Annotated in this window: 21 protein-coding genes and 1 other RNA gene; 8 read left to right on the top strand and 14 right to left on the bottom strand. The window is 64.7% G+C overall.

Annotated features, from left to right (window positions below):
* Positions 1 to 17 precede the first annotated feature (17 nt).
* The 4 genes from greA to dapB form a co-directional block, all read right to left on the bottom strand.
* Positions 18 to 494, bottom strand: a complete 477-nt coding sequence (greA, locus tag RSO41_RS02810; protein ID WP_315617544.1) for a transcription elongation factor GreA — start codon at positions 492 to 494, stop codon at positions 18 to 20.
* Positions 491 to 3,721, bottom strand: coding sequence for a carbamoyl-phosphate synthase large subunit (carB, locus tag RSO41_RS02805; RefSeq protein ID WP_315617543.1), 3,231 nt, complete (start codon positions 3,719 to 3,721; stop codon positions 491 to 493). Before carB ends, greA begins: the two co-directional genes overlap by 4 nt.
* A gap of 49 nt (positions 3,722 to 3,770) precedes the next feature.
* Entirely contained in the window at positions 3,771 to 4,916 is a 1,146-nt protein-coding gene (gene carA / locus RSO41_RS02800; RefSeq protein WP_315617542.1) for a glutamine-hydrolyzing carbamoyl-phosphate synthase small subunit, read from the bottom strand.
* 321 nt (positions 4,917 to 5,237) lie between these two features.
* Positions 5,238 to 6,044, bottom strand: coding sequence for a 4-hydroxy-tetrahydrodipicolinate reductase (gene dapB, locus RSO41_RS02795; protein ID WP_315617541.1), 807 nt, complete (start codon positions 6,042 to 6,044; stop codon positions 5,238 to 5,240).
* 146 nt (positions 6,045 to 6,190) lie between these two features.
* Here dapB and RSO41_RS02790 point away from each other — a divergent pair, with 146 nt between their 5' ends.
* Positions 6,191 to 7,168: an esterase-like activity of phytase family protein gene (locus RSO41_RS02790; RefSeq protein WP_315617540.1), complete on the top strand. Its 978-nt coding sequence runs from the start codon at positions 6,191 to 6,193 to the stop codon at positions 7,166 to 7,168.
* On the opposite strand, the gene RSO41_RS02785 is transcribed toward RSO41_RS02790, so the two are convergent.
* Positions 7,145 to 8,077 carry a DMT family transporter gene (locus RSO41_RS02785; protein WP_315617539.1) on the bottom strand — a complete coding sequence of 311 codons (933 nt, stop codon included), beginning with the start codon at positions 8,075 to 8,077 and terminating at the stop codon, positions 7,145 to 7,147. The two genes, RSO41_RS02790 and RSO41_RS02785, sit on opposite strands and share 24 nt — an antisense overlap.
* 3 nt (positions 8,078 to 8,080) lie before the next feature.
* On the bottom strand, positions 8,081 to 8,362 hold the full coding sequence (locus RSO41_RS02780; protein WP_315617538.1) for a DUF2218 domain-containing protein: 282 nt from the start codon (positions 8,360 to 8,362) through the stop codon (positions 8,081 to 8,083).
* A gap of 261 nt (positions 8,363 to 8,623) precedes the next feature.
* On the opposite strand from RSO41_RS02780, the gene RSO41_RS02775 reads away from it, so the two are divergent.
* Genes RSO41_RS02775 through RSO41_RS02765 form a run of 3 tightly spaced genes read left to right on the top strand, consistent with a single transcriptional unit; the run spans position 8,624 to position 11,581 of the window.
* Positions 8,624 to 9,751, top strand: a complete 1,128-nt coding sequence (locus RSO41_RS02775; protein ID WP_315617537.1) for an ABC transporter substrate-binding protein — start codon at positions 8,624 to 8,626, stop codon at positions 9,749 to 9,751.
* 13 nt (positions 9,752 to 9,764) lie between these two features.
* Positions 9,765 to 10,838 (top strand): iron ABC transporter permease, encoded by a 1,074-nt coding sequence (locus RSO41_RS02770; protein WP_315617536.1) that lies wholly within the window; start codon positions 9,765 to 9,767, stop codon positions 10,836 to 10,838.
* Positions 10,832 to 11,581 (top strand): ABC transporter ATP-binding protein, encoded by a 750-nt coding sequence (locus RSO41_RS02765; protein WP_315617535.1) that lies wholly within the window; start codon positions 10,832 to 10,834, stop codon positions 11,579 to 11,581. The genes RSO41_RS02770 and RSO41_RS02765 overlap by 7 nt, the downstream gene beginning before the upstream one ends.
* Here RSO41_RS02765 and RSO41_RS02760 read toward each other — a convergent pair.
* The 5 genes from RSO41_RS02760 to grpE all read right to left on the bottom strand — a co-directional run bounded on the left by RSO41_RS02760 (position 11,559) and on the right by grpE (position 17,134).
* Complete coding sequence (locus RSO41_RS02760) at positions 11,559 to 12,458, bottom strand: DMT family transporter (protein WP_315617534.1); 900 nt, start codon at positions 12,456 to 12,458, stop codon at positions 11,559 to 11,561. The two genes, RSO41_RS02765 and RSO41_RS02760, sit on opposite strands and share 23 nt — an antisense overlap.
* An 8-nt stretch (positions 12,459 to 12,466) precedes the next feature.
* Positions 12,467 to 13,087: a LysE family translocator gene (locus RSO41_RS02755; protein WP_315617533.1), complete on the bottom strand. Its 621-nt coding sequence runs from the start codon at positions 13,085 to 13,087 to the stop codon at positions 12,467 to 12,469.
* A gap of 117 nt (positions 13,088 to 13,204) precedes the next feature.
* Positions 13,205 to 14,344, bottom strand: coding sequence for a molecular chaperone DnaJ (gene dnaJ, locus RSO41_RS02750; RefSeq protein WP_275286628.1), 1,140 nt, complete (start codon positions 14,342 to 14,344; stop codon positions 13,205 to 13,207).
* A gap of 92 nt (positions 14,345 to 14,436) precedes the next feature.
* Complete coding sequence (gene dnaK / locus RSO41_RS02745; protein WP_315617532.1) at positions 14,437 to 16,377, bottom strand: molecular chaperone DnaK; 1,941 nt, start codon at positions 16,375 to 16,377, stop codon at positions 14,437 to 14,439.
* A gap of 127 nt (positions 16,378 to 16,504) precedes the next feature.
* A complete protein-coding gene (grpE, locus tag RSO41_RS02740; protein ID WP_315617531.1) occupies positions 16,505 to 17,134 on the bottom strand; it encodes a nucleotide exchange factor GrpE in 630 nt (209 codons plus the stop codon).
* Positions 17,135 to 17,355: 221 nt separating this feature from the next.
* On the opposite strand from grpE, the gene recN reads away from it, so the two are divergent.
* Positions 17,356 to 19,029 carry a DNA repair protein RecN gene (gene recN / locus RSO41_RS02735; protein ID WP_315617530.1) on the top strand — a complete coding sequence of 558 codons (1,674 nt, stop codon included), beginning with the start codon at positions 17,356 to 17,358 and terminating at the stop codon, positions 19,027 to 19,029.
* Positions 19,030 to 19,105: 76 nt separating this feature from the next.
* On the opposite strand, the gene fur is transcribed toward recN, so the two are convergent.
* Positions 19,106 to 19,552 (bottom strand): ferric iron uptake transcriptional regulator, encoded by a 447-nt coding sequence (gene fur / locus RSO41_RS02730; RefSeq protein ID WP_315617529.1) that lies wholly within the window; start codon positions 19,550 to 19,552, stop codon positions 19,106 to 19,108.
* Between the two features lie 72 nt (positions 19,553 to 19,624).
* On the opposite strand from fur, the gene RSO41_RS02725 reads away from it, so the two are divergent.
* Positions 19,625 to 20,047, top strand: a complete 423-nt coding sequence (locus tag RSO41_RS02725) for an outer membrane protein assembly factor BamE (protein ID WP_315617528.1) — start codon at positions 19,625 to 19,627, stop codon at positions 20,045 to 20,047.
* Positions 20,048 to 20,061: 14 nt separating this feature from the next.
* On the opposite strand, the gene RSO41_RS02720 is transcribed toward RSO41_RS02725, so the two are convergent.
* Entirely contained in the window at positions 20,062 to 20,376 is a 315-nt protein-coding gene (locus tag RSO41_RS02720) for an RnfH family protein (RefSeq protein WP_315617592.1), read from the bottom strand.
* Positions 20,366 to 20,800: a type II toxin-antitoxin system RatA family toxin gene (locus RSO41_RS02715; RefSeq protein WP_315617527.1), complete on the bottom strand. Its 435-nt coding sequence runs from the start codon at positions 20,798 to 20,800 to the stop codon at positions 20,366 to 20,368. Before RSO41_RS02715 ends, RSO41_RS02720 begins: the two co-directional genes overlap by 11 nt.
* Before the next feature lie 129 nt (positions 20,801 to 20,929).
* Between RSO41_RS02715 and smpB the strand changes: the two genes are divergently transcribed.
* Together smpB and ssrA are read left to right on the top strand one after the other, a co-directional pair.
* Positions 20,930 to 21,421 carry an SsrA-binding protein SmpB gene (smpB, locus tag RSO41_RS02710; protein WP_315617526.1) on the top strand — a complete coding sequence of 164 codons (492 nt, stop codon included), beginning with the start codon at positions 20,930 to 20,932 and terminating at the stop codon, positions 21,419 to 21,421.
* A 43-nt stretch (positions 21,422 to 21,464) separates the two neighbouring features.
* Positions 21,465 to 21,838: a transfer-messenger RNA gene (ssrA, locus tag RSO41_RS02705) on the top strand.

Genomic DNA, 21,838 nt, shown 5'->3' with positions numbered 1-21,838 from the left:
TACGGCTGCCCGAAGGGCTACAGGTGCTCGACACTGCCGATCTCGTACTCGACATCGCCGCCTGGGGTTCGCACCAGCACCACTTCGCCCTCTTCCTTGCCGATCAGGGCCCGAGCGATGGGCGATGTAACGGAGATCCGGCCCGACTTGATGTCGGCCTCGTCCTCGCCGACGATGCGATAGGTCACTTCCTCGTCGTTATCCAGGTTGATCAGCTCCACCGTCACCCCGAAGATCACCTTCCCGGTCTTGGGAAGCTTGGTGACATCAATGACCTGTGCGTTGGAGAGCTTGCCTTCGATCTCCTGAATCCGGCCTTCGATGAAGCCTTGCTGCTCGCGGGCAGCGTGATACTCGGCGTTTTCCTTGAGATCGCCGTGCTCGCGCGCCTCGGCGATGGCGGCGATGACATTGGGTCGCGCCTCACTCTTGAGGTGTTCGAGCTCATCGCGAAGGCGCTGCTCGCCGACGACGGTCATCGGGACCTTGTTCATTGACTGACTCCTGCATGCAATTCCTGTAACCGCCGCACGGTGATGGCATTACCATATTCAAGTGCCAGGCAAACGGCATTGGCTCCCGCCAGGGTGGTGGCATAGGGAACCTTGCGAGCGAGAGCAGTGCGGCGGATCACCGAGGAATCATTGATGGCCTGGCGGCCCTCGGTGGTGTTGACGATATAGGCGACCTCGTCGTTCTTGAGCAGATCGACAATATGAGGACGGCCTTCATAAACCTTGTTGACGACCTCCACGGGCAGGTCAGCCTGTTGCAGGGCCGATGCCGTGCCACGCGTCGCGCACAGTGTGAACCCTAATCCTAACAAAGATCGCGCCACATCGATAACTCCCTGCTTGTCAGGGTCGCGCACCGACAGGAACGCCTTTCGCTCGCCGGTAAGCGCCGGGATCGCTTCACCGGCGCCCAGCTGCGCCTTGTAGAAGGCCTCGGCAAAGGTATCGCCGCTGCCCATCACCTCGCCGGTGGACTTCATTTCCGGCGACAGGATGGGGTCGACGCCCGGGAACTTGGCGAACGGGAAAACCGCTTCCTTGACGCTGTAGAAATGCGGCACGATCTCCCGGTCGAAGCCCTGGTCGGCCAGGGAAACACCGGCCATGCAACGCGCGGCCACCTGCGCCAACGAGGTGCCGACACACTTGGAGACGAAGGGCACAGTGCGCGAGGCGCGCGGGTTGACCTCGATGACGTAGATCTCGCCGTCCTGCCAGGCCAGCTGCACATTCATCAGCCCCTTGACCCCGAGCTCAACCGCCATGCGCTTGACCTGGTCGCGCATCTCGTCCTGAACGTCGGCCGGCAGCGAATACGGCGGCAAGGCACAGGCGGAATCGCCAGAGTGCACCCCGGCCTGCTCGATGTGCTGCATGATGCCGCCGATCACCACCTGCCGACCGTCAGACACGGCATCGATATCGACCTCGATGGCCGCATTCAGGAAGTGGTCGAGCAATACCGGCGAATCATTGGAGACCTTGACCGCGTGGGTCATGTAGCTCTCCAGTTCGGAGGCATCGTAGACAATCTCCATGGCGCGCCCGCCGAGCACATAGCTCGGACGCACCACCAGCGGATAGCCGATGGCTTCGGCCTTGGCGAAGGCCTCCTCGAAGCTCCGTGCGGTGGCGTTGGGTGGCTGCTTGAGCCCCAGCTTGTCGATCATCTGCTGGAAGCGCTCGCGATCCTCGGCGCGATCGATGGCATCCGGGGTGGTGCCGATGATCGGCACGCCGGCCGCCTCGAGCTCGCGGGCCAGCTTGAGCGGCGTCTGACCACCGAACTGCACGATCACACCGGCCGGTTTCTCCTTGTCGGCGATCTCCAGCACATCCTCGAGGGTCACCGGGTCGAAGTAGAGCCGGTCCGAGGTGTCATAGTCGGTGGAGACGGTCTCCGGATTGCAGTTGACCATGATGGTTTCATAGCCATCGTCACGCATCGCCAGCGCGGCATGCACGCAGCAGTAGTCGAACTCGATGCCCTGCCCGATGCGGTTGGGACCGCCCCCCAGCACCATGATCTTGGGCCGATCGGAGACATCTGCCTCGCACTCTTCCTCATAGGAGGAGTACATGTAGGCCGTATCGGTGGCGAATTCCGCCGCACAGGTGTCCACGCGCTTGTAGACGGGGCGGATATCGAACGCCTGGCGCGCCTTGCGGAAGTCCTTCTCGGCCACGCCCAGCAGTTTCGCCAGACGCGCATCGGAGAAGCCCTTGCGCTTCAACGTGAAGAGTTCGCGTGATGTCAGCTCGGAGAGCGAGCGCTTGGCCAGCGCCTGTTCGGTCATGACCAGGTCCTCGAGTTGGACCAGGAACCAGCGATCGATGTTGGTCAGACGGAACAGGTCGTCGACGGAGAGGCCGGCGCGCATGGCATCGGCCACGTAGAAGATGCGCTCGGCGCCGGCCACCTGGAGCTCGCCCTTGATGTGGGCCATGGCATCGCCCGTGAAGCGAGTGACCTTCGGGTCGAGGCCGTCGTTGCCGGTTTCCAGCCCCCGCAGGGCCTTCTGCAGGGACTCCTGGAAGGTACGCCCGATGGCCATCACCTCGCCGACCGACTTCATCTGGGTCGTCAGGCGGTCATTGGCCTGGGGGAATTTCTCGAAGGTGAAACGCGGAATCTTGGTGACCACGTAATCGATGGACGGCTCGAACGAGGCCGGGGTGCGCCCGCCGGTGATGTCATTCTGCAGCTCGTCCAGGGTATAGCCGACGGCCAGCTTGGCGGCGATCTTGGCGATCGGGAAGCCGGTGGCCTTGGAGGCCAGCGCCGAGGAACGGCTCACCCGGGGGTTCATCTCGATGACCACCACGCGACCGGTATCCGGATCGACACCGAACTGGACGTTGGAGCCGCCTGTCTCGACGCCGATCTCGCGCAACACCGCCAGGGAGGCGTCGCGCATGTTCTGGTATTCCTTGTCGGTCAGCGTCTGGGCGGGGGCCACGGTGATGGAATCCCCGGTGTGCACGCCCATGGGGTCGAAGTTCTCGATGGCACAGACGATGATGCAGTTGTCGTTCTTGTCGCGAACGACCTCCATCTCGTATTCCTTCCAGCCCAGCAGCGACTCGTCGATCAGCAGCTCGTGGTTGTTGGAGAGCTCGAAGCCGCGGGTGCAGATCTCTTCGAACTCTTCCTTGTTGTAGGCCACGCCACCGCCGGAGCCGCCCATGGTGTAGGAGGGACGAATGATGACCGGGAAGCCCAGCTCCCCCTGGATCTGCCAGGCCTCGTCCATGGTGTGGGCCACCTTGGCCTTTGGGCACTCCAGGCCGATGCGCTTCATCGCCTGGTCGAAGAGGTCCCGATCCTCGGCCATATTGATGGCATCGGCGTTGGCCCCGATCATCTCCACGCCGTGCTTGGCGAGCACGCCGTGCTTGTCCAGGTCCAGGGCGCAGTTGAGCGCGGTCTGGCCGCCCATGGTCGGCAACACAGCGTCGGGCTGCTCGGCCTCGATGATCTTCTCCACCGCCTGCCAGGTGATCGGCTCGATATAGGTGGCGTCGGCCATTACCGGGTCGGTCATGATGGTGGCCGGGTTGGAGTTGACCAGAATGACGCGAAAGCCTTCCTCGCGCAGGGCCTTGCAGGCCTGGGCGCCGGAATAGTCGAATTCGCAGGCCTGACCGATGACGATGGGGCCGGCGCCGATGATCAGGATGCTCTGGATGTCGGTACGTTTTGGCATGGTGCTTCCCGCAAATAAAGGTGACGGACGAGGGGCGACGATCGGACGGTTAGCGTTTGACCTTCATCATCTCGATAAAGCGGTCGAACAGCGGCGCGACGTCGCGCGGCCCCGGGCTCGCCTCAGGGTGGCCCTGGAAGCTGAAGGCCGGACGGTCGGTGCGCTCGATGCCCTGCAAGGTGCCGTCGAACAGCGAACGATGGGTCGCGCGCAGGGTCCCGGGCAGGGTCGCCTCATCCGCGGCGAAGCCGTGGTTCTGGCTGGTGATCATCACGTGGCCGGTATCGAGGTCCTGCACCGGGTGGTTGGCGCCATGGTGGCCGTGACCCATCTTCACCGTCCGCGCACCGCTGGCCAGCGCCAGCAACTGATGGCCAAGGCAGATGCCGAAGATCGGGATATCGGTCTCCAGGAATGCCTGGATAGCACGGATGGCATAATCACAGGGCTCGGGGTCGCCCGGACCATTGGAGAGGAAGATGCCATCCGGGTTCATGGCCAGCACGTCCTCGGCCGAGGTCTGGGCCGGCACCACGCTCAGCCGACAGCCCCGGGACGCCAGCATGCGCAGAATATTGCGCTTCGCCCCATAATCATAGGCGACGACATGGTAGGGTCGTTCTTCCTGGGCGGCGTCAGCGTACCCCTTACCCAGAGCCCACTCGCCTTCGTGCCACTCATAGGGTTCAGCACAGGACACGACCTTGGCCAGGTCCATGTCCTTGATCCCGGGAAACGCCCTGGCCGCTTCCAGGGCCCGCGTTTCGGCCCCCTCTCCTTCGGCGTCCGGGCCGGCCAGGATCGCGCCATTCTGGGAGCCCTTGTCGCGCAGGATACGCGTCAGCCGACGAGTATCGATATCGGCGATGCCCAGCACGTTCTGGCTCGCCAGGTAGTCGGAGAGGGTCTGCTCGGAGCGGAAACTGCTGGCCAGCAGCGGGAGGTCGCGAATCACCAGGCCGGCGGCGGCGATGGCGCCGGATTCGACGTCTTCGGCATTGATGCCGGTATTGCCGATGTGCGGATAGGTCAGGGTGACGATCTGACGGGTATAGGAGGGGTCGGTGAGGATTTCCTGGTAGCCCGTCATGGCCGTATTGAACACCACCTCACCGCTGGTTTGCCCATCGGCACCGATGGCGGTGCCATGAAACACACTACCGTCTTCCAGGGCCAGTATCGCGGGTTTGTTCAATGCAACGTCCTCCCATATTGTCAAAGACGGCGTAAGAGACAGCTCGTCAAGGAATACTTCTCGCATGGCGCTGACAGCCCGGTCGCCCCCGGAGCCATCCACGAGACAGGCTCTCGCCCGGCCGCGCCCTTTCAAGGACCCGTCCCTTCAATCGGCCCGCAAAAAAGCGGGACGAAACCCGACAGTGAAGACCGGTTTCATCCCGCTTGTTGTCATTCGCTCGGAATGCTGGGCCGACGCAACAAGCGTTTGCGCGGCGAGAGCCGGCGCCCGGCCAAAATTTGGTGGATTTTAAAGCATCCGAGGCCGCTCGACCACCCTTCAATCCAGCCCGATGACATCCTGCATGTCATAGCGACCCGCTGGCTTGTCGGCCACCCAGCGTGCCGCGCGCACGGCGCCCTTGGCGAAGGTCATGCGACTGGAGGCCTTGTGGGTGATCTCGATGCGTTCGCCCTCGGTGGCGAACATCACGGTATGTTCGCCGACGATGTCGCCGGCGCGCACCGTGGCAAATCCGATTTCCTTGTCGCTGCGCGGCCCGCACTGACCGACCCGCTCGAACACGCCGTACTCCTTGAGGGGGCGCTCCAGGGCATTGGCCACCACCTCGCCCAGTTTCAAGGCCGTGCCGGAGGGGGCATCGACCTTGTGACGGTGGTGAGATTCGATGACCTCGATGTCGTAACCCTCGTCCCCCAGCGCTCGGGCAGCAGTCTCGAGCAGCGTCAGCGTCAGGTTCACGCCGACGCTCATGTTGGGTGCGAAGACCATCGGCACGCGGTCACGGTAACCGTCCAGTTCGGCCAGCTCGTCGTCGGCCAGGCCGGTGGTGCCGATCACCATGCGCTTGCCGTGCTCGGCGCAGACCGCCAGGTTGTCCAGCGTCACCCGAGGTGCCGTGAAATCGATCAGCACATCGACGTCATCGATGATCGCCTCCAGCGAATCGGTGGCCATCACGCCCAGCTTGCCGCTGCCGGCCAATTCACCGACATCGACCCCGACCAGCGAGCTACCCGGCGAGACGGTACCACCGGCGAGCGTGGCCTCGGCGTCCTGTTGCACGGCGTTGACCAGGGTGCGGCCCATGCGGCCGGCGACACCGGCGATGGCGATACGGGTCATGCGAACTCCTCGCGAGGCTCGATAAAAGGGAAGATACGCAGTATAACAACGCCGCGCCGGGGCGTCTGCGACGCGCCCCTGCCATACGACCGACACGTGCCTGTGGCAGACTGGCCAGCCGAAACGTCATGACGGCCGAGTCCACCATGCCCCGGAATACGAGACCGTATCGGCGCGCCGGCACCCTGCCGACCGCCCTCCTGCTCATCGCGACACTCATGCCCCTGCCGGGCTGCGCCGAGCGCGCCCGCGTCGTGCCCCTGGCCGGAGACGATGTCACGCCACCGGCACGCGTCGAACACTGCGGCACGCTCTCCCTGCCCGGCCGCTGGCCGGACGGCTCACCGGTCAACGGGCTCTCCGACCTCGCCTGGGAAGGCGACGCCGGCCTATTGCACATGGTATCGGATCGGGGGTGGCTGCATCGGGCTCGGCCGCGCTTCGAAGCCGAGCACCTTAGCGGTCTCTCGCCCATCGACAGCCATCGATTACGCAACACCGATGGCACCCCGCTCGAGGGCTCGGCGGCCGATGCCGAGTCCCTGTCACTACGGCACGACACCAATGGCAAGCTCGGCGATACCGAGCTCTGGATCAGCTTCGAGCGTGACCACCGCCTGCAGCGCTTCCGTCCAGACGGCACGCCCCTGGCGTCGCCCATTCGTCCCGATCAAGCGACAGGCGCGGCGGTCAACAAGGGCATGGAAGCCATGACGCGACACCCCGAACATGGCCTCGTACTTGGCCTGGAGTCGCCCCCTCGAGGCGTCGCGCCGAAAGAGACACGTCTCTTCACGCTCGGCGGCCAGGAGTGGCGCTACCCTCTGGCCGCCCCGACCGGTAGTGCCCTGACCGAACTTACCGTCGACGGCGATGATCTGCTGGCCCTCGAGCGCGCCTTCGCGCCACCGGCCCCCCTAGTGATCAGCCTGCGCCGCATCCGGCTCGGCGAACCACCCGAACTCGACGTCGAGACGCTGGCCAGCTTTTCCAGCGGCGATGGCTGGTGGCTGGACAATATGGAAGGGCTGACCCGACTCGGCGATGGTCGCCTGCTGCTGCTCAGCGATGACAATGCCAGCCCGCTGCAACGCAGCCTGCTAGTCTGCCTCCGTCCGCGCTGACGCACAGGCGTCCCGTTTGCTGCCTCCCGTGTCATGGCGCAGCAGCAATGCGATGGCCATCAGCACCATGAGACTACCCGGCAACCAGACCCACCCCAGGCTTTGCGGTGCGCGCAGGAAGAGCACGAGCATGGAGACGAACGGCACCAGGTAGCCGTAAGCGGTAATCGCCCCGGGCGTCAGCACCAGGGTCGCGCGCTGCATCAACCAGAAGGTCAAGGCACTGGAGAACACCCCCAGATAGATGAGCAGCACCGCATCGGACCAGGCCATCGCCGCGAGTCGCGATACCGGTTCCACCAGCACGCCCAGGGTGCCGATCAAGCCACCGCCCAGCCCCAGGCTCCAGAAGGTACGCACCGCCGCCGAGGCCGGCAGTCGCCCCGCATTCAGCCCCCACTTCGAGAGCACCGGGTAGAGCGCCGAGCAGAAACAGCCGGCGAAGAACACGACCTCGCCCTCGCCGAATCGCACCTGACCACCTCGCACCAGCGCCTCGGCCCAGGCCAGTGCCAGGGCGCCGGCGGCACCCAGCGCGAGAATCGCCGGCAACCGCCAGGCCAGCCGCTCCACCCGCATTCCGAGCCCCAGCCCATAGGCGAGCAGTGGCACAGTGACATGCAGCGTTGCCATGGAAAGCGCCGTGGCGTGATGGGCGGCCCAGAACATGGCACCGAAGAACCCCGCCAGGCAAAGACCCATCAGCCCATATACCGGCAAGGCCCGGCGTGTGAGGCCAAAGCCCTCGGCCCGGTGTGCCAGCGGCCACAGACCCAGGCAAGCAATGGCGAAGCGCAGAGCGGTCAGCAACATCGGGGGCAACTCGCTCATCAGCCCCACGGCAGGAAACGACAGGCCCACCAATGCCGCCCAGAGCAGCATGCCCAGGTGGGCGGTGCGGGCCGTCATGACTCAGTTCTCCCAGATGATGTCCAGAGACTCCTTACCGGCCATGCGTTCGAGGTGACTCGCCACCACCCCTTCCAGACGATCCAGCCCCTCTTCATCCAGCGCCTCGACCGCCACCTGGAGCTTGTCCTGCTCAGCACGCAGCAGGCAGCTTCCATTATCGAAGGTGATCCGGCCCTCACCTTCCTTCTGCTCTACTTCCAGCTTGTGCGACCAGTGCTTGCATAGCCGGTTGATCAGCTTGTCACCGGATTCGGTGACAATCTCGGCACGTGAAATCGGCATGATGCCCTCCCTCTTCCTCGATCATGAGTGTTCAGCCTATGACGGCGCTCCCCCCGAGCGCCAGCCCCAGCTCACGAACTTCCCGTTCGACCGGTCGGAACGCTACCTCTACATCTCGACAACACGATCTCGACAACACGGGGCGATTGCGCCACACTCCTCCACCGTTGCAAATAGGAACGATATGCAATGACGGGTGAAACACCTACGCACTCGTCGACGCCTCGAAACTATCGACCCATCAGCGAGTGACGACGCCCCATGCGCACTGCACTGCTCAAGACCCTCGGCGGCATCTCCCTCATCCTGGGCAGTGCCGTCGCCCATGCTGACGACATCACCGTCACCGACATTGCCGGTCGCGAGGTCACCATCGATGCTCCCGTGGAGCGCGTGATTCTCGGGGAAGGCCGCCAGATCTATCTGCTCGGCGCCTTGCAGCCAGACGAGCCGTTCGCGGGCGTCGTGGGCTGGCGCGAGGACTTTTCCCAGGCCGACCCGGACAACTACGCCGCCTATGCCGAGCGCTTTCCCGAACTGAAGGAGATCCCCACCTTCGGTGGTTTCAAGGACGGCACCTTCGACGTCGAGCAAGCCGCCGCGCTGGAGCCGGATGTCGTGCTGATGAACCTGGAAGCCAGGGCGGCGACCGAGGACGCCGGCTATGACGACAAGCTGGCCGAACTCGACATCCCCATCGTCTATGTGGATTTTCGCGAGGACCCGCTCGCGCACACCATCCCCTCCATGCGCCTGATGGGCGAGCTGCTGGGCGAGGAAGAAGACGCCGAGGCCTTCATCGCCTTTGCCCAGGCGCAGATGGCACGCGTCACCGAGACCATCGAGACCGCCGGCCCCGAGCGCCCGCGCGTCTTCGTCGACCGTGCCGGCGGCTATTCGGAAGACTGCTGCATGAGCTTCGGTGACGGCAATTTCGGTGAATATGTCGAGATCGCCGGCGGCACCAATATCGCCAAGGACATCATCCCGGACACCTTCGGTTCGCTGAACCCCGAACAGATCATCGCCGCCGACCCGCAGCAGGTCGTGGTGACCGGCGGCAACTGGGACGCCTACGTCCCCGGCGGGGACTGGGTCGGCGTGGGCCCCGGCGCCGACATGGGCGCCGCTCGCGCCAAGCTCGAGGCGCTGACCGAACGCACCGCCATGACCGGCATCGACGCCGTCGCGAACGACGACGTCCACGCCATCTGGCACCAGTTCTACAACAGCCCCTATTACTTCGTCGCCGTCCAGCAACTGGCCAAGTGGTTCCATCCGTCGCTGTTCGATGACCTCGACCCCGAAGCGACGATGGAAAAACTGCACCAGCGTTTCCTCCCGGTGGACTATGTGCCGGGCTACTGGACCTCGCTGAAGGACCGCTAGGGTGCAGGCCGGCATGAACGTCTCGACCACCGCCCCGGCCTCATCCACTCCCAGGGGGAGAGGGTTCTATCGCCGTCTCGTGCTGCGTCGCCAGCTGATCCTCGCCGCCCTGACGCTGGCGCTGTGTCTGAGTCTTTGCGTCGACCTCGCTCTGGGACCGGCCCGCTTCGGCCTGGGCGAGGTAGTGGCCGCCCTCTTCACCCCGGAGGCCGTCAGCCAGCAGGCACGGGTGATCCTGTGGGAGATCCGCATGCCGGTGGCGCTGATGGCCCTGGTCGTCGGCGCCAGCCTGTCGGTGGCCGGCGCCCAGATGCAGACCATCCTCAGCAACCCACTGGCCAGCCCCTTCACGCTGGGCATCTCCGCCGGGGCCAGCTTCGGCGCGGCCCTGGCGCTGGCCTTCGGCGTGGTGATCGTACCCGCCGCGATCGACTACGTGATTCCGATCAACGCCTTCGTCATGGCCATGCTGACGGCCTTCGCGATTCATGCGCTGAGCCTCAAGCGAGGCGTGACCATCGAGACCATCGTACTGCTGGGCATCGCCATGGTGTTCATCTTCAACTCGCTGATGGCACTGATCCAGTTCTTCGCCAGCCAGCAGGCGGTGGCCGCGGTGGTCTTCTGGACGATGGGCAGCCTGACCAAGGCCACCTGGCCCAAGCTATGGATCGCCCTCGGCGTGCTGGTGGTGGTCCTGCCACTGCTTGCCCGACATGGTTGGGCACTGACCGCCATGCGCCTGGGCGATGCCAAGGCCGAGAGCCTGGGCGTAAAGCCTCGCGCGCTGCGACTGGAGGTGCTGGTACTGGTTTCGCTGCTGGCCGCCATCGCCGTGGCCTTCGTCGGCACCATCGGCTTCATCGGCCTGGTCGGGCCGCATATCGCCCGCCTGTTGCTGGGCGAGGATCAGCGTTTCTTCCTGCCGGGAGCGGCGCTCTGCGGCGCCCTGATCCTCTCCGTCGGCTCGGTGCTGTCGAAAGTCATCCTGCCCGGCACCATCATTCCCATCGGGATCATCACCTCACTGGTGGGGATTCCCTTCTTCCTGTTCCTCGTCCTCAGCCATAAGAAGACCTCATGGTAACGCTCACGCTCGACGGCCTGACGGCCTGCTATGGCCGTCACGAGATCCTGTCGGACATCACCACGCCGCCTCTCGAAGGGGGTCGAATCGTGGCACTGCTCGGCCCCAATGCCGCGGGCAAATCCACGCTGTTCCGGCGCATACTCGGTCTGATCGGAGGTTGCGGCAGTGCTCGCATCCACGGCGCGACCCGTGAGCGGCCACTGGCTTACATGCCACAGGACACCGGCGCCAATGCGGTACTGACGGTATACGAGTCGGTGCTGCTGGCGCGGATGCAGGGGCGCAGCCTGAAGGTCCAGGCCGAAGACATGGCCGAGGTCGACCGCGCCCTGGGCGAGCTGGGCATCGTCGAGCTGGGAGCGCGCGATATCGGCGATCTGAGTGGCGGCCAGCGCCAACTGGTGGGTGCCGCCCAGGCACTCGTGCAGGACCCCGAGATTCTGCTGCTCGACGAACCCACTTCGGCACTCGACCTGCACCGGCAGATTCAGCTGCTGTCGATCCTGCACCGGCTGGCCCGGGAGCGGGGCATGCTGATCCTGGCGGCCCTGCATGACCTGGCCCAGGCACTGCGCTTCACGGACGAGGCGATCATGCTGGAAAATGGCCGGCTGGTCGCCTGCGGGCCGACTGCGGAGGTCGTCACCCCCGAGCTGTTGCGCCAGGTCTATCGCGTGGAGACCCGCATCGAACCCTGCTCACGTGGCGAGCCCCAGCTCATCGTCGAAGGGGCCACCTGACCCGACGCCCCTCCATGGCAGCCAGTCCGGCACCGCCCAGCACCAGGGGCAGCGCGACCAGGAAGCCCGGCGACAGGGGCAGCCCGAAAATCAGCAGATCGGCCAGCACCGGCCAGATCAGCGCCACGTACTCGAAGGGGGCCAGGCGCGACACTTCGGCAAAGCGCAACGCCAGGGTCATGCAGATATGGGCGGCCCCGCCGAACAGCCCCGCCAGGATCAGCAGCGCCAGCGTCTTCCCCGATACTTCGACCCAGCCCAACGGCAAGGTGGCCAGACCGGCCAGCGTCGTGACCAGCACGAAGTAGAAGGCAATGGAGGCCGGTGTCTCGGTACGCGAGATCCGCCGCACCGTGACCAGGGCGCCCGCCGTCAGCAAGGCGGCCAGAATGCCCAGGGCATAGCCCGGAAGGCGCCCCGCCTGCTCGCCGTTGCCCAGGTCGGGCACCACCAGCGCCGCCACACCGCCCAGTACCAGTGCCAGAGCAGCCGCCCTGTGGAGGCTGAAGCGTTCCCCCAGCAGCAGCACGCCGCCTACCGCCATGGCCACCGGCGCCAGCTGCGCCAGCAACGTGGCCTCGGCCACCGGCAATCGAGCCACCGCGGCAAAGGAAGCGAACATTGCCGCCGCGCCCAGCCCCGAGCGCAACAGATGCCCCAGCGGGCGGCGGGTCGCCAGCGCCCTGGGGAACTCCCGTCGCCAGGCCATGAACGCCATGATGGGCAGCAGCGCGAAGGCCGAACGGAAAAACACCGTCTGCCCCAGCGGCACCCCCGTGCTCACCACCTTGACGCACACCATCATCGCCGTGAACAGCACGCCGGAGAGAAGCCTGAGCAGAATACCGGCTACCGGCCGATCCGTGGCGTTGGTCATGAGCGTCCTTATCGATAGACCTGTGTCAGGCCATGCGCCCCCAGGCTGGCCAGCAGGCCACCGCCCAGGCGCTGGGCGAGGCGCGTCGAGCCCCTCGGGCCCTGTAACCAACGACGCAAGGGTGCGGCCAGCATCACCACAACCACGTCGGCCGAGGAGAACAGGACGTTCGCGGCAATGCCGAGCCAGAACAACTGCCAGCCCATGGCCATGCCGGCATCCGGCTGCGCGAACTGCGGCAGGAAAGCCACGAAGAACAGTGCCGTCTTGGGATTGAAGATCTCGACCAGCATGCTGTCGATCAACACGCGGCGACGCCCCTTGCCCGCGCTCTCCGGCGCCTCGGGCGAGCCGATACCGCGTTGCCACAGACGCACGCCGACCCACATCAGATAACAACCGCCGATGACCTTCATCGCCACATAGGCCGGCGGCACCGCGGCGAACAGCGCCGCCAGCCCCAGCGCCGCCGCGATGACATGCACATAGCAGCCGAGATGCACGCCCAGTACCGCACCGAATCCCGCACGTCGCCCTCTGCCCAGCGTCTGGGCGGCGGTATACAGCATGGCGGGGCCGGGCAGATAGGCAAAACCCAGGGCGGCGATCACGAAGGCGAGCCATTCCATGACACGTTTTCCTTCTCGGCGGGGAAACCCATTACGGTAGAACGGCGAGCACAGAAAGGAAAGCCCCCGCCGGGCAACGACGGGGGCGACAGGATGGCTTTCACGACACCCTGGTCGTCAAGGCTTCATGTCCTCGAAGAACTTCTTCACGCCATCGAAGAAGTTGCTCTTCTTCGGCGAGTGGTGGCTGTTGCTGCCGTCCAGGCTATCCTGGAACGTCCGCAGCAGGTCCTTCTGTTCCTCGCTGAGCTTGACTGGGGTCTCGACCACCACCCGGCACAGCAGATCGCCGGCGGGGCCGCCACGCACCGGTTTCACGCCCTTGCCCTTGAGCCGGAACATCTTGCCGGTCTGGGTCTCGGGGGGAATCTTGAGCTTCACCCGGCCATCCAGGGTCGGCACTTCCAGCTCGCCACCGAGGGTGGCATCGACGAAGTTGATCGGCACCTCGCACTGCAGGTGACGCCCTTCGCGCTCGAAGATATGGTGCGGCTTGATCGCCACCTGGACATAGAGGTCACCGGGCGGCCCGCCGTTGATGCCGGCCTCGCCCTCGGCGTTGAGGCGAATGCGATCACCGGTATCGACACCGGCCGGGATCTTCACCGACAGCGTGCGCGTCTCGCGCTCACGGCCTTCGCCGTTGCACTTGTGGCAGGGCACCTTGATGTGCTGACCGCTGCCATGGCAGGTCGGGCAGGTCTGCTGTACGGCGAAGAAGCCCTGCTGCATGCGTACCTGACCCATACCGTTACAGGTCGGGCAGGTCTCCTTGCTGGAGCCCGGCTCGGCGCCATCGCCGTCGCAGCGCTCGCACTCAATGTGGCGCGGCACGCGGATGTCCACGCTGGTGCCCGCCACGGCGCTCTCGAGATCGAGCTCGAGGTTGTAGCGCAAGTCGCTGCCGCGCTGCGGTGCGTTCGGATTGCGACGCGCCCCGCCGCCACCGAAGATGTCGCCGAAGACATCGCCGAAGATGTCGCTGAAGCCACCGGCTCCCGCGCCGCCGAAGCCGCCGCCTCCAGCCTGGCCATCGACACCGGCATGGCCGAACTGGTCGTAGGCCGCGCGCTTCTCGCTGTCGGTCAGGACCTCATAAGCCTCGGAAACCTCGCGGAATTTCTCCGCCGAGGTGTCATCGTCCGGATTACGGTCCGGATGGTATTTCTGTGCCAGGCGTCGGTAGGCCTTCTTGATCTCTTTCTGATCGGCCCCGCGCTCTATGCCCAGCACCTCGTAATAGTCACGCTTGGACATGTGTCTGTCCGCCTCCGTAGCGACGCTGCGCAAACGCCAACGCGGGAGTCGAGCCCCCGCGCTGGTGTCCGCCGTGATTCAGACGTCGTGGTTTACTGCTTCTTCTGGTCGTCGTTGACTTCCTCGTACTCGGCGTCGACCACGTCGTCTTCCTTCTTCTGGCCCTCGGCCTGCTCGCCGGCGTCGGCCCCCGGCTGCTGGCCGGCCTCTTCGGCCTGGTCGGCGTACATCTTCTGGGCCAGGTTGCCGGACGCCTCGGTCAGGGTGTCGAGCTTGGCCTGGATGTCGTCCTTGTCGTCGCCCTTGGCGGCTTCCTCGAGCTCGCTGGCGGCGTTCTCGATCGCCTGCTTCTCGTCATCGGTCGCCTTGTCGCCGGCTTCCTCGAGAGTCTTGCGGGCAGCGTGGACCATGCCGTCGGCCTGGTTGCGCAGGGCGACCAGTTCCTCGAACTTCTTGTCCTCGTCGGCATGCGCTTCGGCATCCTGGACCATCTGCTCGACTTCTTCCTCGGACAGGCCGCTGGACGCCTTGATGACGATCGACTGTTCCTTGCCGGTGGCCTTGTCCTTGGCAGACACGTTGAGAATGCCGTTGGCGTCCAGGTCGAAGGCGACCTCGATCTGCGGCACACCGCGCGGTGCCGGCGGAATGTCGGCCAGGTCGAAGCGACCCAGGGACTTGTTGCCGGTGGACTGCTTACGCTCGCCCTGGAGCACGTGAATGGTCACGGCCGTCTGGTTGTCGTCCGCCGTCGAGAAGGTCTGGGTCTTCTTGGTCGGGATCGTGGTGTTCTTCTCGATCAGCGGCGTCATCACGCCACCCAGGGTCTCGATACCCAGCGTCAGCGGTGTGACGTCGAGCAGCAGCACGTCCTTGACGTCACCGCCCAGCACGCCGCCCTGGATGGCAGCGCCCACGGCCACGGCCTCGTCCGGGTTGACGTCCTTGCGAGCGTCCTTGCCGAAGAATTCGGCGACCTTGGCCTGGACCATCGGCATGCGGGTCTGGCCACCCACCAAGATGACATCGTCGATGTCGGAGGCGGACAGGTCGGCATCGGCCAGGGCGGTCTTGCACGGCTTCAGCGAGCGCGCCACCAGCTCTTCCACCAGCGACTCGAGCTTGGCCCGGGTCACCTTGACGTTGAGGTGCTTGGGACCGGTGTTGTCGGCCGTGATGTACGGCAGGTTGACCTCGGTCTGCTGGGCGCTGGACAGCTCGATCTTGGCCTTCTCGGCGGCCTCCTTGAGGCGCTGCATGGCCAGGTTGTCGCCGGACAGGTCGATGCCGCTGTCGGACTTGAACTGATCGACCAGGTAGTTGATCAGCGCCAGGTCGAAGTCCTCGCCGCCCAGGAAGGTGTCGCCGTTGGTGGCCAGCACCTCGAACTGGGTCTCGCCGTCCACGTCGGCCACTTCGATGATCGAGATATCGAAGGTACCGCCACCCAGGTCATAGACCGCGATGGTCTTGTCGCCACGGGCCTTGTCCATGCCATAGGCCAGCGCGGCCGCGGTCGGCTCGTTGATGATGCGCTTGACCTCGAGGCCAGCGATGCGACCGGCATCCTTGGTAGCCTGGCGCTGGCTGTCGTTGAAGTAGGCCGGCACGGTGATGACGGCCTCGGTGACGGTCTCGCCCAGGTAGTCCTCGGCGGTCTTCTTCATCTTCTTCAACACTTCGGCGCTGACCTGGGGCGGCGCCAGCTTGTTGCCCTTGACCTCGACCCAGGCGTCGCCGTTGTCGGCCTCGGTGATGGTGTAGGGCACCATCTTGATGTCCTTCTGGACGACGTCGTCCTGGAAGCGACGGCCGATCAGGCGCTTGATGGCGTACAGGGTGTTCTGGGGGTTGGTGACCGCCTGGCGCTTGGCCGCCTGTCCCACCAGCGTCTCGCCGTCTTCGGTGTAGGCGATGATGGAGGGGGTCGTGCGTGCGCCTTCGGCGTTTTCGATCACCTTGGCGTCGTCGCCGTCGAGTACGGCCACGCAGGAATTGGTGGTCCCCAGGTCAATACCGATGATGCGTCCCATAGGAAATCCTCGAAATATCGATGTTGCAGATTCGTTCGTGTGCGCGGCGTTCGCCGCGGGGTTGCCGTCTATCTGGGGGCCTTCGGCGCCTTTTCAAGGGCTCCGGGCCGCTTTTCGGCGTTAAATGTCACTCGGCGGCCTGGCTGACGACCACCATCGCCGGGCGCACCAGACGGCCATTGAGCAGATAGCCCTTCTGGATCACTTCCATCACGCTGTTGGGATCCAGTTCAGCGTTGGGCACCATCGTCACGGCCTCATGGTATTGCGGATCGAAGGGCTCGCCAGCAGGGTCGATTGCCTCGACACCGAACTTGCCCAGCACATCGAGCTGCATCTTCAGTGTCATCGACACGCCCTCGCGATGCGCCTCGGTGGCATCCTCGCCCATAGCGTCCAGTGCCTTTTCCAGGCTGTCGATCACGGGCAGGAGTTCCTTGACGAACTTCTCCAGCGCGAACTTGCGTGCCTTCTCGGCTTCCTGTTCAGCGCGTCGGCGTACGTTCTGCGCCTCGGCGGCAGCCCGCAACGACTGATCCTTGGCGTCGGCCAGGCTTTGCTCGAGCTCCTCGACCTTGGCGGCCAGGACCTCGGCTTCCGGGTTATCCGGCGATTCGCCTTCTTCCCCGGATTGGTCGGCGTTCTCGATGGCCTCCTCGAGCTCGCCTTCCACGGACTCCGGCTCCACCTGGGTATCGGCTTCCTCCTGTTGACGGGAAAGCTCATCGTCCAGTGGTGTCTGCGGATCTTTGGCCATGCGTGCCTCCTGAATGACGGCCGGCGGCCATGGGCCGCCTGAAGACATGTTGTCGGGATGAAATGTCGTTGCGGGGTATATGGGGCTGACCGCGCGGAACTCAAGGCATCCGATCAAGCGGATTGCGAGCGTGCGTTGTTGCGGGGCATGAACTACTGTATAAACGCACAAGGCAATGGATGAATAACCAGTCGCTTCGGACAAGCCCCGGGGGAAGCATCATGCTGACAGAGCTCGCCATTCGCGATTTCGCCATCGTCGACCACCTGGCGCTCGAGCTGGAGGGCGGCATGACCGCCATCACCGGCGAAACCGGGGCCGGCAAGTCCATCCTGCTCGGCGCTCTGGGCCTGTGCCTAGGCGAACGCGCCGATGCCGGCAGCGTCCGTCACGGCTGCGAGCGCGCCGACCTGAGTGCACGCTTCGACGTCACCGACCTGCCTGCCGCCCGGGCCTGGCTCGACGAACGCGAACTCCCCGGCGACGATTGCCTGCTGCGTCGCGTGGTCACCCGGTCCGGCCGCTCCAGGGCCTGGATCAATGGCCAGCCCGCCACGGTGGCGGACCTCAAGGCACTGGGTGACCATCTGATCGAGATCCATGGCCAGCACGCTCACCAGGGCCTGCTGCGCGAGGACACCCACCTGCATCTGCTCGACGACTTCGCCGGCCATGGCGAAGCCGTTCGCGACATGGGGGACACCTTCCACGCCTGGCGTGAGGCCCACCAACGGTTCAAGCGACTCTCGGAGGATAACGACGAGGTTCGCGCCCGCCTCCAGCTACTGCGCTACCAGGTCGAGGAGCTCGACCAGCTGGCCCTGACCGAGGGCGAGCTCGAAGGCCTGGAGTCGGAACAGGAAACACTGGCACACGCCGAGGAACGCCTGCGCGAGGCCCAGTTCGCCGCCCAATGCTGCGACGGCGACGAAGGAGGCGCCCTGCCCTTGCTCCATCAGGCGGTGAACCGGCTTTCAGTGTTGCCCGGCAGCGATCGCGGCGCCCTGGCCGATGCCTTGAGCATGCTGGGTGACGCCTGCATTCATGTCGAAGAAGCCGGTCGCGAACTCAACCATTTCGCCTCCGGCGTGGAGCTGGACCCCGAGCGCCTGAGCTGGGTCGAGGATCGCCTCGGCGAGGTGCACCGCATCGCCCGCAAACACCAGGTGTCACCCGACGAACTCGTCGCCCTGCACCAACGCCTCGGTGAGGAACTCACCGAACTGGAAGGCGGCGATGGCGACCTTGATGCCCTGGCCGTCGAGGTAGAGAACCTGAAGCAAGCCTGGCAGAAACGAGCCGAGGCAGTGAGCGCCACCCGCCAGGACGCCGCGCGTCGTTTCGGCGAAGCCGTACAGGAACAATTGGCCTTCCTGGCCATGGGCAAGGCCAGTTTCGACGTCGAACTGACACCTCGCGACACCCCATCTCCCGACGGGCTCGAGCGTGCCCGCTTTTCGATCAGCGCCAACCCCGGCCAGCCCGCACGTCCGCTGGCCAAGGTTGCCTCGGGCGGCGAGCTATCGCGGATCAGCCTGGCTATCCAGGTGGTCGCTGCCCAGCATTCCACCACCCCGAGCCTGGTCTTCGACGAAGTCGATGTCGGCATCTCCGGCGCCACCGCCGAAGTCGTCGGGCAGCTTCTGCGGCGCCTGGGAAAAGGCGGCCAGGTGATGACCGTGACCCATCTCCCCCAGGTGGCGGCCCAGGCCCACCAGCACCTGCATATCGCCAAGCAGGCCGAAGACGAGACCACTCTGACTCACATGGCGCTGCTCGACGAGGCCGGGCGGGTCGGCGAACTGGCTCGGATGCTGGGCGGCATGAAGCTGACCGACCAGACCCTGGCACACGCCCGGGAGATGCTCGACGCCAGTCAGCGCGCCCATCACTGATTTCCCATACGCACGACGGCGCCCCCGATCCAAGGATCGGGGGCGCCGTCGGCCACGCCTCAGCGAATGGGCGCCTTTACTTCTTGCCGGGCGACTCCTGGCGCGTCACCTTGGAGCCCTTGGGACGTACGTATAGCACCAGGGCATGATCAACGAGTTCGTATCCGTGCTCCTCGGCGATCTCCTGCTGACGACGCTCGATGGTGTCATCGAAGAACTCGATGATTTCGCCGCTTTCCAGGCACACCATATGGTCGTGATGCTCTTCCTGCGTCAACTCGAAGACGGCATGGCCGCCATCGAAGTTGTGACGAGTCACCAGACCGGCGGTCTCGAACTGTGTCAGCACGCGATAGACGGTGGCCAGGCCCACGTCTTCGCCCGCCTCGAGCAGGGTCTTGTAGACATCCTCGGCGCTCAGGTGGTGTTGCCCCGTGGCACTCTCGAGGATATGCAGTATCTTGACGCGCGGCAGGGTCACTTTCAGACCGGCCTTGCGTAATTCATGGTTCTGGTCGGCCATGGTTGCTCTTCGCAGTATCAGGTAGGGTCGGGTATGATCGACCAAAACCACGATAGTGAAGAACAGGCGCAAATGCAAAAGCTGACTCGAACCGTCACCCTTACCGTCGCCCTGACCCTGATCAGTGGCTGCAGCTATTTCGGCGTTTACAAGCGCGATCTGGCCCAGGGCAACCTGGTGACCGCCGACATGGCCGAACAACTGCAACCCGGCATGACCCGCCAGCAGGTGGTCAACCTGATGGGCAGTCCGATGCTCGAGGCGCCCTTCGACGCCCAGCAGTGGGATTACGTCTACCGCCTGGACAAGGCCTACAGCGGCATCGAGCAACGCCGCCTGACCCTGACCTTCCAGGGCAACCGCCTGGCCGACATCGAGCGACATGGCGACTTCTCACGGCCCCCGTCGGTCGCCAACGAGCGCGGCATCGGCCCGACGGATTCCGCCGACGAGCAGGCCGGCAATCTGCTCAACGTCCGCCCCGAGGACGACTGACCCGTCGCCCTGTTTCAGTCCCGCTTATCCGCGGCGCGGGCCGCCCGCGCCGCCTTGGGGTCGATACGCAGGGGGCGGTAGACTTCCACCCGATCGCCTTCCTGCACTATGTAGCGATCCGGATCGCGCAGCGCCTTGCCGAAGATGCCGAGTGCGGCATCTTCGAAGGTTTCGGGCGGCACCTCGGGGAAATACCGTGCAAGATCGGCCTCGCGCACTGCCTCGCGAGCACAGGTACCCGTCGGCAATGTCAGGGGGATGATCCGCTGCCTGCCGGGGAGCGCAAAGGCCACCTCGACGTTCACCTCGCGCCCGGGCTCAACGGCCATAGAGTTCATCGGCACGGCGCGTGAAGGCGTCCACCAGCTGGCCCGCCACCTGCTGGAACAACTTGCCGAACGCCATGCCCAGCAGGCGGTTGGCGAACTCGAACTCCATCTCCAGACTGACCTTGCAGGTATCCTCGCCCATCGGCAGGAACAGCCAGCGACCGCGCAAGCGCTTGAAGGGGCCGCTGACCAACGACAAATCGATGCGCTCGGGCTCCTGAAGGTCGTTGCGTGTCGTGAAACTCTGCTCGATGCCGGCACGGCCCAGCGTCATCTCGCCGACCAGATGCTTGGCGTCTCGTTCGAGCAACCGCGCACGCCGACAGCCCGGCAGAAACTCCGGATAACGTTCGAAATCGTTGACCAGGTCGAACATTTGCTGGGGGGTGTGCCGCACCAGGGCGGACCGATTGACCGTTGGCATTGACCTCTCCGCTGACTTCAAGGGGCCCAAGGCGTATCATGAGCGGTTATTTCAGGCCTTGAATGGTATCACGCTTCCCCCCATATCGGAGGGGCAGGCCATCATCGGCAAGACAGGATATGAGGTTCCATGGCCAACAAGAAAGGAAAGGGCAAGGGCCCGGGCAGCAACGCCATCGCCTTGAACAAGAAGGCGCGTTTCGAGTACCACATCAACGAGTCCTTCGAAGCCGGCCTGTCGCTTGCCGGCTGGGAGGTAAAGAGCCTGCGCGCCGGCAAGGCGCAGCTCACCGACACTTACATCCTGGTCAAGAACGGGGAAGCCTGGCTGCTGGGCAGCCATATCACCCCGCTCAACACCGTCAGCACGCATGAGGTGGCCGACCCGACCCGGACACGCAAGCTGCTGTTGCACCGCAAGGAGATCGCCAGGATCTTCTCGCGGACTCAGGACAAGGGACACACCTGCGTACCGCTCAAGCTGTACTGGAAAGGCAGCAAGGTGAAGTGCGAACTGGCACTGGTGACCGGCAAGAAGCTTCACGACAAGCGGGCCACCGAGAAGGACCGCGACTGGCAGCGCCAGAAGGGGCGCATCATGCGCGAGCACAACAAGACATAAGGCTGTCACACCCATAGCCACTCTGTTAGAATGGCGTCGTTACGGGGGCGACATGGCTTCGACGCCGATGACAACCCCTGAGGTGCATGCCGAGAGCGTGATGTATCTCGTAAATCCAACATCACGATTAAATAGTCGCAAACGACGACAACTACGCTCAGGGCGCGCTGGCAGCGTAACAACTGCTAGCTTCTAGTCCTACCCGGCGGTGATGTGCCCATTCATCACCAAAGGGCACGAGCTCAGACTGATGGGATCGCGGCTGGCCCCGTCCTCGTGTCAGCCGTTAAAACTTAGAGGAATCGCGTTTCTGGATCCTGCCCGTCGGAGCCAGCGACGTTAAAGCAAAAGACGGAACTAAGCATGTAGAGCCGATGGGCGAGTGTCGGCGGACGCGGGTTCGATTCCCGCCGCCTC

It is taken from the genome of Halomonas sp. I1 (assembly GCF_032334135.1).
Lineage (GTDB): Bacteria > Pseudomonadota > Gammaproteobacteria > Pseudomonadales > Halomonadaceae > Halomonas.
This window is presented reverse-complemented; position numbering and strand designations above follow the sequence as displayed.